This is a genomic window from Arthrobacter pascens (genome assembly GCF_030815585.1).
GTDB classification, from domain to species: Bacteria; Actinomycetota; Actinomycetes; order Actinomycetales; family Micrococcaceae; genus Arthrobacter; species Arthrobacter pascens_A.
This window is the reverse complement of sequence record NZ_JAUSWY010000001.1, coordinates 1-13705: the sequence shown is the minus strand read 5'-3', so window position 1 is coordinate 13705 and position 13705 is coordinate 1. Positions and strand designations below refer to the sequence as shown.

Annotated in this window: 5 protein-coding genes and 3 rRNA genes; 2 read left to right on the top strand and 6 right to left on the bottom strand. The window is 61.4% G+C overall.

Going from position 1 to position 13705, the window contains the following annotated elements; genetic code table 11:
* The first annotated feature begins 4 nt into the window (after positions 1-4).
* Positions 5-1738: a helicase HerA-like domain-containing protein gene (locus tag QFZ30_RS00040; protein ID WP_307072292.1), complete on the top strand. Its 1734-nt coding sequence runs from the start codon at positions 5-7 to the stop codon at positions 1736-1738.
* 130 nt (positions 1739-1868) lie between these two features.
* On the top strand, positions 1869-2861 hold the full coding sequence (locus tag QFZ30_RS00035; protein ID WP_307072290.1) for a hypothetical protein: 993 nt from the start codon (positions 1869-1871) through the stop codon (positions 2859-2861).
* 92 nt (positions 2862-2953) lie between these two features.
* On the opposite strand, the gene QFZ30_RS00030 is transcribed toward QFZ30_RS00035, so the two are convergent.
* From QFZ30_RS00030 to QFZ30_RS00005, 6 genes are all read right to left on the bottom strand, one after another.
* Complete coding sequence (locus tag QFZ30_RS00030; RefSeq protein ID WP_307072288.1) at positions 2954-4936, bottom strand: NHL domain-containing thioredoxin family protein; 1983 nt, start codon at positions 4934-4936, stop codon at positions 2954-2956.
* Positions 4936-7098 (bottom strand): cytochrome c oxidase assembly protein, encoded by a 2163-nt coding sequence (locus QFZ30_RS00025; protein WP_307072286.1) that lies wholly within the window; start codon positions 7096-7098, stop codon positions 4936-4938. The genes QFZ30_RS00030 and QFZ30_RS00025 overlap by 1 nt, the downstream gene beginning before the upstream one ends.
* 99 nt (positions 7099-7197) lie before the next feature.
* Positions 7198-7485, bottom strand: a complete 288-nt coding sequence (locus QFZ30_RS00020; RefSeq protein WP_214961838.1) for an HU family DNA-binding protein — start codon at positions 7483-7485, stop codon at positions 7198-7200.
* A gap of 422 nt (positions 7486-7907) precedes the next feature.
* Positions 7908-8024 (bottom strand): 5S ribosomal RNA (rrf, locus tag QFZ30_RS00015).
* Positions 8025-8248: 224 nt separating this feature from the next.
* Positions 8249-11374, bottom strand: a 23S ribosomal RNA gene (locus tag QFZ30_RS00010).
* A 558-nt stretch (positions 11375-11932) separates the two neighbouring features.
* Positions 11933-13456 (bottom strand): 16S ribosomal RNA (locus QFZ30_RS00005).
* Together the 16S, 23S and 5S rRNA genes form the textbook arrangement of a ribosomal RNA operon.
* Positions 13457-13705 lie beyond the last annotated feature (249 nt).

The following is a 13705-nucleotide window of genomic DNA, read 5'->3' as shown; positions in this document are numbered from 1 at the left end:
CGGCATGGCCAACAAAACCACAGCAGAGAAGCTTGCCACCATCCAGATTGGCTACACCCTGGACGGCGCCACCATCGAACTCGGGGCCGCCATCATTGACGGCGAAGTCCACAAGGAAGCCCAGGTCCGGCTGCCGTTGTCCATGATGAACAGGCACGGCCTGGTAGCCGGCGCAACCGGCACCGGCAAGACCGTCACGCTGCACATGATGGCAGAGCAGCTGTCCACTGCCGGAGTCCCGGTGTTCCTTGCCGACATCAAGGGCGACCTCTCCGGCCTGGCCACGGCGGCCACGGGAAGTGAAAAACTGAGCGCCCGCACCGACAGCATCGGCCAGGCCTGGGCCGGCAAGACGTTCCCCGTGGAGTTCCTTGCCCTGGGCGGTGACGGAAACGGGATTCCCGTCAGGGCCACCGTCACCTCGTTCGGGCCCATCCTGCTGTCCCGCGTTATGGAGCTCAACGACACCCAGGAATCCAGCCTGCAGCTGGTGTTCCACTTTGCGGACAAAAAGAACCTGGAACTTACCGACCTGAAGGATCTCCGCTCAGTCATCCAGTTCCTCACCTCGGCTGAAGGCAAGGACGAACTGGAGGAACTCGGCGGCCTGTCCAAGGCCACGGCCGGCGTCATACTGCGCGAACTGGTGAACCTGGAGGCCCAGGGCCTGGAAAGGTTCTTCGGCGAGCCGGAATTCGACACCGCGGAGCTTCTCCGGACGGCGCCGGACGGCCGCGGCGTGATCACGTGCCTGGAGCTCCCCACACTGCAGACCAAGCCCATGCTCTTCTCCACGTTCCTGATGTGGCTGCTGGCGGACCTCTTTGAGGACCTTCCCGAAGCCGGCGATCTGGACAAGCCCAAGCTGGTGTTCTTCCTCGACGAGGCCCACCTGCTCTTCAGCGACGCCTCAAAGGCATTCCTCGACGCGATCACCACCACGGTCCGGCTGATCCGCTCCAAGGGCGTGGGCATCTTCTTTGTGACGCAGACCCCCAAGGATGTGCCGGCAGCTGTCCTGGGCCAGTTGGCGAACCGCGTCCAGCACGCACTCCGTGCCTTCACCCCTGAGGATGCCAAAGCACTCAAGGCCACGGTCTCCACCTTTCCAGTCAGCGACTACGACCTTGAGGAAACCCTGACGTCCGCTGGAATCGGCGAGGCTGTCATCACCGTTATGAACGAAAGAGGCGCCCCCACACCGGTGGCCCTCACCCGACTACGGGCGCCTGAGTCCGTGATGGGGCCCAGCGCCGGTGATCTCGTCAAAAGCACAGTGGCGGGATCCGCGCTGCTGGCCAAGTACGGAACGGCAGTGGACAACGTCTCCGCCTACGAGAAACTCACGGGCAAGGCCGCGGCCACAACAGGCCCGGCAGCACCAGGCCTGCCGCCGGTTCCGGCCAACGCCAGCCAGGCCGACGTCGACGCCGAAGCCCGCCGGATCGAGGAGGAGATCCTCGGCCGGCCGAGCAGCCGGACCGCGCCGGCCTCCTTGCCTGACAGTTCCAGTCCTGGCACTTCCGGTCCCGACGCTGCCGGCCCGGTCACGGGGAGAGCACGGCGGGCACCCAGGCAACCGGCACAGGCCGGCGGCGGCATGGTGGACGACCTCGCCGGAGCACTGGGCGGAGCCCTTGGCGGCGGGCTCAAAAGCATGGTCCGTTCCATGGGCACGCAGCTCGGCCGGGAGCTGCTCCGCGGCGTGTTTGGCACCTCGTCCCGCCGCCGCCGGTAAGCGAAACTGACGGTGCTTTTGGGCCTTGCGTGCCGCCGTCGGGCATCAGGAAGGCGGCCGCTCCGCGTCATGCGGTGGGGCGGCAACTCCTGGATTCGCCGGGCTTGCAGGTAACGTAAGGGACGTGCAGATGAGTCAAGCGTTGGTGAGGATGGCGGCCGGATGGCTGTTGGGCCTCATGCTTGCCGTGGCCGCAGGCGTCGTAGCCGTGAACCTGGTGAACAACACAGTGGCCAGTCCGCAGCAGCCCGTCCGTGAGTATCTGGATGCAATGCACGACGGCGATGGCGGCAAGGCACTGGGCCTCCTGCGCGCAGCCGTTCCCCCGGGCAGCGCCGCCATGCTCGACGGAACCGCTCTGCAGACTGCAGCCTCGCGGTTCGCAAACGTGAAAATCGGCGAGGCCGAGGAACGCTCCGGGAACCAGGTGATGGTGCCCATGGAGTACACCATCGACGGCAGCCGGCTGCGCACTGAGTTCACGCTGGAGAAGACCGGAACGGAATGGCTGTTCTTTAACACCTGGGCTTTCGTGCCGTCGCGGTTACCCACTTTGGACGTCAACGTGGTGAACGCCAGCGAGGCCACGCTCAACGGTGTACCGGTCAACATGCCCAACGGCCGCAATTCCTTTGCCGTGTTCTACCCGGGAGAGTATGAAGCGTCGCTGAACGGCCAGTACTTTTCCGCCCCCGCCACCCGCGCCACGGTAACGTCCCGGGACGTTCCGGCGGCTCCGCTGAACCTGCTGACACAGGCAACCAAGGACCTGCGGGAAGATGTAGGTGCGAAGGTCAAGGAATTCCTGGACGCCTGCGCCGCCGAGGCCGTGAAGCAGCAGAAGCTCCAGCCGGATTGCCCCTTCTACTACGCCAGCAACAACAGGGTCCAGGACGGGACCATCAAATGGACTGTCACGGAGTACCCCGAGGTATCCATCGAACCGTTTGACGGCCGCTGGGTGGTCTCGCCGCTGGACGGCAAGGCGAAGGTGGCGGCACTCCAGCAGAACTCCTTCACGGGAGCATGGTTCCCGCTGGACGAAGAGGTGGACTTCAGCTTCACCACGCGCCTGGACGTCACCGGCGACACCATCAAAGTCACGCCGCTCCTGAGCTACTAGACGCGGCTTTCCGGCCCCGGAGGTCAGGAGCCACGCACGGCGGGACGCCACGCACGGCAGGCAACCTCAGAAGCCGGCGACGGCGGCGGTGATCAGTCCATTCCGCGCAGGTCCAGGACCAGCTCCGTGTCGCCGTCGTCCTGGATCAGCACGGGGATGCCCCAATCCTGCTGGTACAAGTGGCAGGCGGCGTGGTCAGGGATCTCGCCGTCGTCGGTCTCGGGACCGTCGCAGGCCGCCGCGCGGGCGGTAATGTGCAGCACGCCGTCGGGGATGTCCGAGGCCAGCTCCAGGGTCCGGCGCAGGCCCACGGAAGTCCCCGCGCCGGCCACCAGCAGCTCCGGCGGCGTGGAGGAGATCTTCAGCTGGGTGGGATCGCCCCAGCGGTCATCGAGCTTCTGGCCGGTGGGCGCCTCGAAGCGGACGGTCAGTTCCAGCAGGCCAGGGGCAACCGGGCTTTTGGGCCGGTGGGTCTGTACGGCGCCCTCGTCCACCTGCTGCGCTTCCTTGGGGATGGGCACGTACACCAGTTGGTGCTGGTTCGCCTCCACCACCACCAGCAGCGGTTCGGAGCCGGCTGCCTGGGTGTGGTCCACAATCACGTCGGAAGGCTCGGACAGGCCGCGAGCCAGGGTGGACACCGTTCCGGCAGTGGGATCGTAGCGCCGCACGGCACCGTTGTAGGTGTCTGCGATGGCCACGGAGCCGTCCGGCAGGACGGTGACGCCCAGCGGGTGCTGGAGCCGGGCATCGGGCGCCGCGCCGTCGCGGAAGCCAAAGTCGAAGAGGCCCTTGCCCACCGCGGATTCCACGGTGACAGCGCCGGCGTCGTCAATCACCAGCTTGCGGAGGGCGGACGTTTCGGAATCCGCCACCCAGATGTTGCCATCGGCGTCCTCGGCCAGGCCGGAGGGCTGGGCGAACCAGGCTTCGTGGGCCGGACCGTCCAGCAGGCCTTCCAGGCCGTTGCCGGCAGCAATCGCCACAGCGCCGGTCAGCGGATCGAAGCTGAAAATCTGGTGCACACCGGCCATGGCAATCGCCACGGCGTTGAGCTTCGTGGACCAGACGACGTCCCACGGGGAGCTCAGGGAGACGTCCAGGGGGTGGTCACTCAGGCGTCCGGTGAAGCCCGCTGCGTCCTCGTCCACGCGGGCCGGTCCGGTCTCCAGCAGGCGCTGCACACCGCTTCCGGCCACTGTGGTGGCCGTCCCGTCCGCCAGCGACAGTCCGCGGAGGCGGTGGTTGACTGAGTCGGCAATCAGGACGTCGTAGCCCACCTTCCCTGCCACATCCTCCGGGAGCAGGACAAGCCCCTGGGGCTCGTTGAACTGCGCGGTGGCAGCGTCACCGGCGGCAGGGCCGTCGGCGTATCCCTTGGTTCCGGAACCGAAAGTCGCCAGTACCGTCCGGAAGTCGGTGGCCAGTTCCAGAACGCGGTGGTGGCCTGTGTCGGTCACCAGCCAGGAGCCGTGGGCAGATCCTTCCGCTGCCTCGGCAGAACCCCGCCCAGCCGGGAGGTACAGGGCCTTGCCTGGAAACCGGAGGGTGCCCGACGTGGCTTCCGGTGCCACGTAAGGCCCGGAGCCGCGGTGCAGGGTTCCCTTCGCCTCATGCTCGGCGATCAGTTCCGGGATCAGCACCGCCAGGCCGTCGGCATGGCCTTCACCGGAGAGGTGCGCCACGATGTAGCCCTCGGGGTCGATGACCACCAGGGTGGGCCAGGCCCGTGCGGTGTAGGCCTTCCACGTGTCCAGCTCGGGGTCGTCCAGGACGGGATGGTGGATTTCGTAGCGTTCCACGGCGGCGGCCAGCGCCACCGGATCGGCTTCGTGCTCGAACTTGGGTGAGTGCACGCCAACGGTCACCAAGACGTCGGAGTACTGTTCCTCGAGCGGACGGAGCTCATCGAGGACGTGGAGGCAGTTGATGCAGCAGAAGGTCCAGAAGTCCAGCAGCACGATCTTGCCGCGCAGGGCTTCCAGGTCCAGAGACTTGCCGCCGGTGTTGAGCCAGTTGCGGCCCACCAGTTCGGAGGCTCGGACCCGGTGGTGGGTGCGTACGGTTTCGCTCATCAGCGTCCTTCCAGCTTTGAGTTGCGTTTAGCCAGCTTGGCGTCGCGTTCAGCCAATTGGGCAAACATATCGTTGTAAGCAGTCAGATCGGCGTCGTTATTCCTGTCCGCGGCCCGGTCGGTGCGTCGCGTCTCCCGTTCATCGGACCGGGACCACATGACGGCGACACCGATGGCCACCAACAGGGTGGGCACCTCCCCGATGCCCCAGGCCACCGCACCGCCCATTTGCTGGTCCAGGAGGGCGGACGGGCCCCAGGTACGGCCAAGGTTGCCGAAGTAGTCCGCAGCCAGGAGTCCGGTACCGCCCATGATGGCCACGCCAAAGAACGCATGGAAGCCCATGGTGGCCAGCAGGATGACCAGCCGCATCGGATACGGTGCCCGGCGCGGCAACGGATCCGTGCCGATCATGCTCAGCACAAAGATGTAGCCCGTCAGCGCGAAGTGCAGGTTCATCAGCTCGTGGCCCACATGCTCCCGCATGGCAAAGCCGAAGGCCTCCGAATTGTAGAACAGCACAATGGAGCCCGCGAAGTTCGCGGCCGCGAAGAGTGGATGGGTCACCAATTGCGAGAACTTGGAGTGCACAAACACCAGCAGCCATTCGCGCAGGCCGCGGGAACCGTCCCCGCGGGCGGGCAGGGCACGCAGTGCCAGCGTCACCGGAGCGCCGAGCACCAGGAAAATCGGCGCCACCATGGTCAGCGCCATGTGGTCCACCATGTGCGCCGAGAACAGCACCCGGCCGTAGACCGACGGCGGTCCCGACGTGATGTACGTCAGCACCACCAGGCCCATCACCCAGTTCACGGACCGGAACCACTGCCACTTGTCGCCGCGGCGGCGCACCTTGGCCACGCCCAGGAAGTAGGAAACAAGCCCGAAGAGCGCCACGGCTATCCAGAGCCAGTCCAGGCGCCATTCCGTGAGCCACCGTACGGGGGTCAGCTCCGGGGGCAGCTCGTATCCGGACAGGATGAACGCCGGCGATGCGTCCGGTGCAAAAGTAGTGGGCTGCGGCGGGGCCGAGCTGCTCAGCGCTACGGCGATCCCCGAGGTGGCTCCCATGACCAGGAGTTCCACCAGCACCAGCTGCCACAGCACCCGGCGGGACGACAGGGCGGAACCACCCTTGCGGCCCAGCTGCGGGATGACCCATTGACGGTGCATCAGGCCGATCCCGCCCAGTACCAGGGTGGCTACCGATTTCGCCAGGATCAGCTGGCCATAGGGGGAGCCGAACAAGTCATTCCAGCTGGTGACGCGGATGCTCGCGTTGATCACGCCTGAGGCAAACACCAAGACGAAGGCAAAGCCTGCAAGGGAGGAGAACCGCCGCAGGGTGGGCTCGGTAATGTCAGCGCCAGCCCCAGGCTTGGACCCCGTGAGGATACCGGACAGCAGTGCCAGCAGGATGATGCCGCCCACCCAGGCGCTGACTCCCAGCAGGTGAAGGCCCAGCGAGTTGATGGCCCCCTCGTGGTCAGAAGAGCTCGACGAGTGCCCGATCAGCGCCGTGGGCACCAGGCCCTCCAGCGCCAGGACCAGAGTGAGCGCCAGGCCTCCCAAGGATCTCACCCCGAAGAGGGCGGTGGTCACAGTGGCGGCGATGATGGTTACTGCCAGCCAGGCGCGCCCGGTCTCGATGCCCGTCATGAAGTAGACGAGGGCCCGGGTGAACTCGGCGTCCCCGGAGAGCCCTTGGCCAGCGACGTCCGAATACGTGAGCACCAGAACCGCGATCGCTGACAGCGTCCATGCGACACCGGCGGCGGCTGCCACGGCCAGCGCGCGGGAGAAGGCGGGGTGTTCGGGGGCGTCGCCGTCGGCCGCGTTGTTGACGCGGGAGCGCGGTCCTGATGTTCTGGGCAGAATGCCGACGGCGAAAATCAGGCCGCCGATCACCGTTGCCAGGGAAACGTTGTGGATGGCCTTGCTTATAGGAAGTCCCCAGCGGACCAGTGCACCCGGGTCGGAGACCTCACGGGCTGCGGCTGCCCCGGAAAACAGGAGTGCCGCCGCCAGCCCCAGGAACAAGGCCGCGAGCCCCGCCATCTGCCACGGCCGGGAAACCCCCAAGGCGCCGGCAGCCTGGCCGTGCGCCCGCTTGTCGGGGGCGGGCTGGGGCGCTGTTGAACGGGGCTTTGCTGCGGAAGGCACTTATCCATTGTCCGCCACCGGTGCCTGCGCGGCGAATCGGCTTAAAGCAGTGGAGCGGCAACCCTGAGGTCGCCGCTCCACTGCTGCTGCCGGAGAAGATTACTTCTTCTTGGCGACTGCAGCCTTCAGCTTGGAGCCGGCGGTCAGCTTTACGCTGTGGCCTGCTGCGATCTGGATGGTCTCACCGGTCTGCGGGTTGCGGCCGGTGCGTGCTGCACGGTCGGTGCGCTCGACTGCGAGCCAGCCCGGGATGGTGATCTTCTCGCCCGAGGCGACAGAAGTCTCGAAAACCTCGAACAGTGCATCGAGGACGGAGTTCACGGCTGCCTGGCTGGTGCCGGCCTTGCCTGCTACCTCTGAAACAAGTTCACTGCGGTTCTTAGCCATTTATGTCCTCCTGGACTGTCATGATTTCTGGAGCCTGAACGCGGCATGCGTACAAGCCACTGTTCGAAAACTTACCAGCTTGGGCCCGCGCGGTCCGCAAATTCCGCGTGTTTCCGCGACTTTTTGACTTAAATCACTAGTTTTCCGGGGATTTTTCGGAGAATTGCGCCCACAGCGGACGCTCTCTCAGTTCCTGCACGGTTTGGGGTGACGCTCTCTCAGTTCCTGCGGGGTTTTGGGTGACGCTCTCTCAGTTGCTGCGGGGTTTGGGGTGACGCTCTCTCAGTTCCTGTGGTTCGTTCGGTTCGTTGGTGTTCGACGGCGGTGCCGGGGCCCGGAATGCTGCGGGGGTCCGGTTTGGGGTTTGGGTTTTTTAAATGGGTCAGGCCCCAACCTGTGGTTGGGGCCTGAGCCTAATGTGTGTCCGGCGGTGACCTACTCTCCCACACCCTCCCGGGTGCAGTACCATCGGCGCTGTGGGTCTTAGCTTCCGGGTTCGGAATGGGACCGGGCGTTTCCCCCACGCTATGACCGCCGTAACCCTTGTACCCGGCACGCGCCCCGGTGTGGGGGTGGTGTGGGAAGTCTGGTTACAACCTGTCCCCGCAGCTTGTGTGGTGCGGGTGTGGTGTTGTTTATTCAGTTGTGTTCTCAAGCAACGGGTTTGTTGGTTGGGAACCACATAGTGGACGCAAGCAGTCTTGTTATCTTTTTACCGCCCCTGGGTGTAAACCCCTTTTGAATGGGTTTACAGGGGTGGTGTGTGGTGTAAGTTATCGGCCTATTAGTACCGGTCAGCTTCACGAGTCGTTAGTCCTCGCTTCCACATCCGGCCTATCAACCCAGTGGTCTGGCTGGGGGCCTCTCACACACAAGGTGTATGGAAATCTCATCTCGAAGCGAGCTTCCCGCTTAGATGCTTTCAGCGGTTATCCCATCCGAACGTAGCTAATCAGCGGTGCACTTGGCAGTACAACTGACACACCAGAGGTTCGTCCGTCCCGGTCCTCTCGTACTAAGGACAGCCCTTCTCAAATTTCCTGCGCGCGCAGCGGATAGGGACCGAACTGTCTCACGACGTTCTAAACCCAGCTCGCGTACCGCTTTAATGGGCGAACAGCCCAACCCTTGGGACCTACTCCAGCCCCAGGATGCGACGAGCCGACATCGAGGTGCCAAACCATGCCGTCGATATGGACTCTTGGGCAAGATCAGCCTGTTATCCCCGAGGTACCTTTTATCCGTTGAGCGACGGCCATTCCACAATGTACCGCCGGATCACTAGTCCCGACTTTCGTCCCTGCTCGAGATGTCTCTCTCACAGTCAAGCTCCCTTGTGCACTTACACTCGACACCTGATTGCCAACCAGGCTGAGGGAACCTTTGGGCGCCTCCGTTACTTTTTAGGAGGCAACCGCCCCAGTTAAACTACCCATCAGGCACTGTCCCTGACCCGGATTACGGGCCGAAGTTAGATGTCCAAAGTGACCAGAGTGGTATTTCAACGATGACTCCACCCGAACTGGCGTCCGGGCTTCAACGTCTCCCACCTATCCTACACAAGCCACTCCGAACACCAATACCAAACTATAGTAAAGGTCTCGGGGTCTTTCCGTCCTGCTGCGCGTAACGAGCATCTTTACTCGTACTGCAATTTCGCCGAGTTTATGGTTGAGACAGCGGGGAAGTCGTTACTCCATTCGTGCAGGTCGGAACTTACCCGACAAGGAATTTCGCTACCTTAGGATGGTTATAGTTACCACCGCCGTTTACTGGGGCTTGAATTCTCAGCTTCGCCGTGAGGCTAACCGGTCCTCTTAACCTTCCAGCACCGGGCAGGAGTCAGTCCGTATACATCGTCTTGCGACTTCGCACGGACCTGTGTTTTTAGTAAACAGTCGCTTCCCCCTGGTCTCTGCGGCCCCGATCCCCTCCCGGTCGCTAGTACCGTTCAAGGTTGGGGCCCCCCTTCTCCCGAAGTTACGGGGGCATTTTGCCGAGTTCCTTAACCATAATTCTCTCGATCGCCTTAGTATTCTCTACCTGATCACCTGTGTCGGTTTGGGGTACGGGCGGCTAAAACCTCGCGTCGATGCTTTTCTCGGCAGCATAGGATCACCAAATCCCCCCGTGAGGGGGTCCCATCAGATCTCAGGCATCATGAACAGCGGATTTGCCTACCGTTCGCCCTACATCCTTAGACCGGGACAACCATCGCCCGGCTTGGCTACCTTCCTGCGTCACACCTGTTAATACGCTTACCTCCCAGGATCAGGTCCCGCGCTCCACCAAAACCCTCACACCACAAGGGTGATCGGGCAGGTCTCGGGCAGTTAGTATCCCCTGTTCAGCATGGACGGTTTTTCGCCGGTACGGGAATATCAACCCGTTGTCCATCGACTACGCCTGTCGGCCTCGCCTTAGGTCCCGACTTACCCAGGGCAGATTAGCTTGACCCTGGAACCCTTGATCATTCGGCGGACGGGTTTCTCACCCGTCTTTCGCTACTCATGCCTGCATTCTCACTCGTGTAGGCTCCACCGCTGGTTTACACCGCGACTTCACTGCCCACACGACGCTCCCCTACCCATCCAGACGCCTGAACCACAAGGGCTTAGCAAATATCTGAATGCCACAACTTCGGCGGTGTACTTGAGCCCCGCTACATTGTCGGCGCGGAATCACTTGACCAGTGAGCTATTACGCACTCTTTTAAGGATGGCTGCTTCTAAGCCAACCTCCTGGTTGTCTTCGCAACTCCACATCCTTTCCCACTTAGCACACGCTTAGGGGCCTTAGTTGGTGGTCTGGGCTGTTTCCCTCTCGACTATGAAGCTTATCCCCCACAGTCTCACTGCTGCGCTCTCACTTACCGGCATTCGGAGTTTGGCTGACGTCAGTAACCTTGTAGGGCCCATTAGCCATCCAGTAGCTCTACCTCCGGTAAGAAACACGCAACGCTGCACCTAAATGCATTTCGGGGAGAACCAGCTATCACGAAGTTTGATTGGCCTTTCACCCCTACCCACAGCTCATCCCCTCCATTTTCAACTGAAGTGGGTTCGGTCCTCCACGACGTCTTACCGTCGCTTCAACCTGGCCATGGGTAGATCACTTCGCTTCGGGTCTAGATCACGCCACTGCAACGCCCTATTCAGACTCGCTTTCGCTACGGCTTCCCCACACGGGTTAACCTCGCGACGTAACACTAACTCGCAGGCTCATTCTTCAAAAGGCACGCCGTCACCAGAATCAGACTGGCTCCGACGGATTGTAAGCACACGGTTTCAGGTACTGTTTCACTCCCCTCCCGGGGTACTTTTCACCTTTCCCTCACGGTACTGGTCCGCTATCGGTCATTAGGGAGTATTTAGGCTTATCAGGTGGTCCTGACAGATTCGCACGGGATTTCTCGGGCCCCGTGCTACTTGGGATACTTCCCAGGCGGTACACAACATTTCGGTTACGGGGCTCACACCCTCTCTGGCCGGCCTTTCAAGACCGTTCACCTATGCCTGCACATCACACCTCACTGTCCCGGCAGAGACAGTACGGAAAGTCCCACAACCCCGACCATGCAACGCCCGCCGGCTATCACACATGGAACGGTTTAGCCTGATCCGCGTTCGCTCGCCACTACTGACGGAATCACTATTGTTTTCTCTTCCTGCGGGTACTGAGATGTTTCACTTCCCCGCGTTCCCTCCACGCACCCTATGTGTTCAGATGCGGGTCACCAGGCAGCTCGCGCCCCTGGCGGGGTTTCCCCATTCGGACACCCTGGGATCACAGTCCGGTTATCGACTCCCCCAGGCTTATCGCAGATTCCTACGTCCTTCTTCGGCTCCTAATGCCAAGGCATCCACCGTGTGCTCTTAAAAACTTGACCACAAAAGATCAATTACGCTAATTTTCGAGAGAACCACGAAAACCAACCACACCCAACAACACCACCCCCAAGGGGGCGACACCATCACGCGCAGCCAGATCCAGGTTCATATTCTTGGAAATTGCTTCTTATAAAAGATGCTCGCGTCCACTATGTAGTTCTCAAACAACAACCCCAAACCACACACCCCACACGAACCCCCACAACAGGGGACAAACCGTATGATCGGTGCAGCCAGGAAACCAGAAACAAACAAACACCAGGAAAAACAGCCCACAACCCGTAAGCTGCGAACCCCTCCCGGCCCTGTTGCCTCAGGACCCAACAGTGTGCCAAACACTACCCAGCAATCCGTACCAGCTCCGTTCCAAGACACCCCCAACCCCAAAGGGAAGAAAGCGTCCGTACTAACAACCGGTCCGTGCCACCAGGCACCTATTTGTTGATATTCCACCCATGAGCACCCGCCGCAGAACAATCGCCTGCGCAACGGGCATATACTCCTGACAAACCCCCACCAACGCATACACGCGGCAGACATCTGTAGGTGCTCCTTAGAAAGGAGGTGATCCAGCCGCACCTTCCGGTACGGCTACCTTGTTACGACTTAGTCCCAATCGCCAGTCCCACCTTCGACAGCTCCCTCCCACAAGGGGTTAGGCCACCGGCTTCGGGTGTTACCAACTTTCGTGACTTGACGGGCGGTGTGTACAAGGCCCGGGAACGTATTCACCGCAGCGTTGCTGATCTGCGATTACTAGCGACTCCGACTTCATGGGGTCGAGTTGCAGACCCCAATCCGAACTGAGACCGGCTTTTTGGGATTAGCTCCACCTCACAGTATCGCAACCCTTTGTACCGGCCATTGTAGCATGCGTGAAGCCCAAGACATAAGGGGCATGATGATTTGACGTCGTCCCCACCTTCCTCCGAGTTGACCCCGGCAGTCTCCTATGAGTCCCCGCCATCACGCGCTGGCAACATAGAACGAGGGTTGCGCTCGTTGCGGGACTTAACCCAACATCTCACGACACGAGCTGACGACAACCATGCACCACCTGTGAACCGGCCCCAAAGGGGAAACCACATCTCTGCAGCAGTCCGGTCCATGTCAAGCCTTGGTAAGGTTCTTCGCGTTGCATCGAATTAATCCGCATGCTCCGCCGCTTGTGCGGGCCCCCGTCAATTCCTTTGAGTTTTAGCCTTGCGGCCGTACTCCCCAGGCGGGGCACTTAATGCGTTAGCTACGGCGCGGAAAACGTGGAATGTCCCCCACACCTAGTGCCCAACGTTTACGGCATGGACTACCAGGGTATCTAATCCTGTTCGCTCCCCATGCTTTCGCTCCTCAGCGTCAGTTAATGCCCAGAGACCTGCCTTCGCCATCGGTGTTCCTCCTGATATCTGCGCATTTCACCGCTACACCAGGAATTCCAGTCTCCCCTACATCACTCTAGTCTGCCCGTACCCACCGCAGATCCGGAGTTGAGCCCCGGACTTTCACGGCAGACGCGACAAACCGCCTACGAGCTCTTTACGCCCAATAATTCCGGATAACGCTTGCGCCCTACGTATTACCGCGGCTGCTGGCACGTAGTTAGCCGGCGCTTCTTCTGCAGGTACCGTCACTTTCGCTTCTTCCCTACTGAAAGAGGTTTACAACCCGAAGGCCGTCATCCCTCACGCGGCGTCGCTGCATCAGGCTTGCGCCCATTGTGCAATATTCCCCACTGCTGCCTCCCGTAGGAGTCTGGGCCGTGTCTCAGTCCCAGTGTGGCCGGTCACCCTCTCAGGCCGGCTACCCGTCGTCGCCTTGGTGAGCCATTACCTCACCAACAAGCTGATAGGCCGCGAGTCCATCCAAAACCACAAAAAGCTTTCCACCCCCCACCATGCGATGAGGAGTCATATCCGGTATTAGACCCAGTTTCCCAGGCTTATCCCAGAGTTAAGGGCAGGTTACTCACGTGTTACTCACCCGTTCGCCACTAATCCCCCCACAAGTGAGGTTCATCGTTCGACTTGCATGTGTTAAGCACGCCGCCAGCGTTCATCCTGAGCCAGGATCAAACTCTCCGTTGAAGTAAAACAAAAACGAACACCACCCAGAAACCACGGGAAAACGCGGAAACCTGGCAGCAAAATTTGAAACCAGCTGTAAAAACCAGACCACACCACAGGGGCGGCATGACCCGGCAAATTCAACCAATTCATATAAAATAAACCGGTATCAACAAACTTGGCACACTATTGAGTTCTCAAACAACAGACACACCCGACACCACCCAAACCAAACGGTCCAAGATCGCTCCGGAGCAACTTTTCAAACTT

Bases quoted from the DNA above. Each gene is read 5' to 3' on its own strand.
- QFZ30_RS00040 (WP_307072292.1), top strand. From the start codon at position 5: ATGGCCAACAAAACCACAGCAGAGAAGCTTGCCACCATCCAGATTGGC.
- QFZ30_RS00035 (WP_307072290.1), top strand. From the start codon at position 1,869: ATGAGTCAAGCGTTGGTGAGGATGGCGGCCGGATGGCTGTTGGGCCTC.
- QFZ30_RS00030 (WP_307072288.1), bottom strand. From the start codon at position 4,936: ATGAGCGAAACCGTACGCACCCACCACCGGGTCCGAGCCTCCGAACTG.
- QFZ30_RS00020 (WP_214961838.1), bottom strand. From the start codon at position 7,485: ATGGCTAAGAACCGCAGTGAACTTGTTTCAGAGGTAGCAGGCAAGGCC.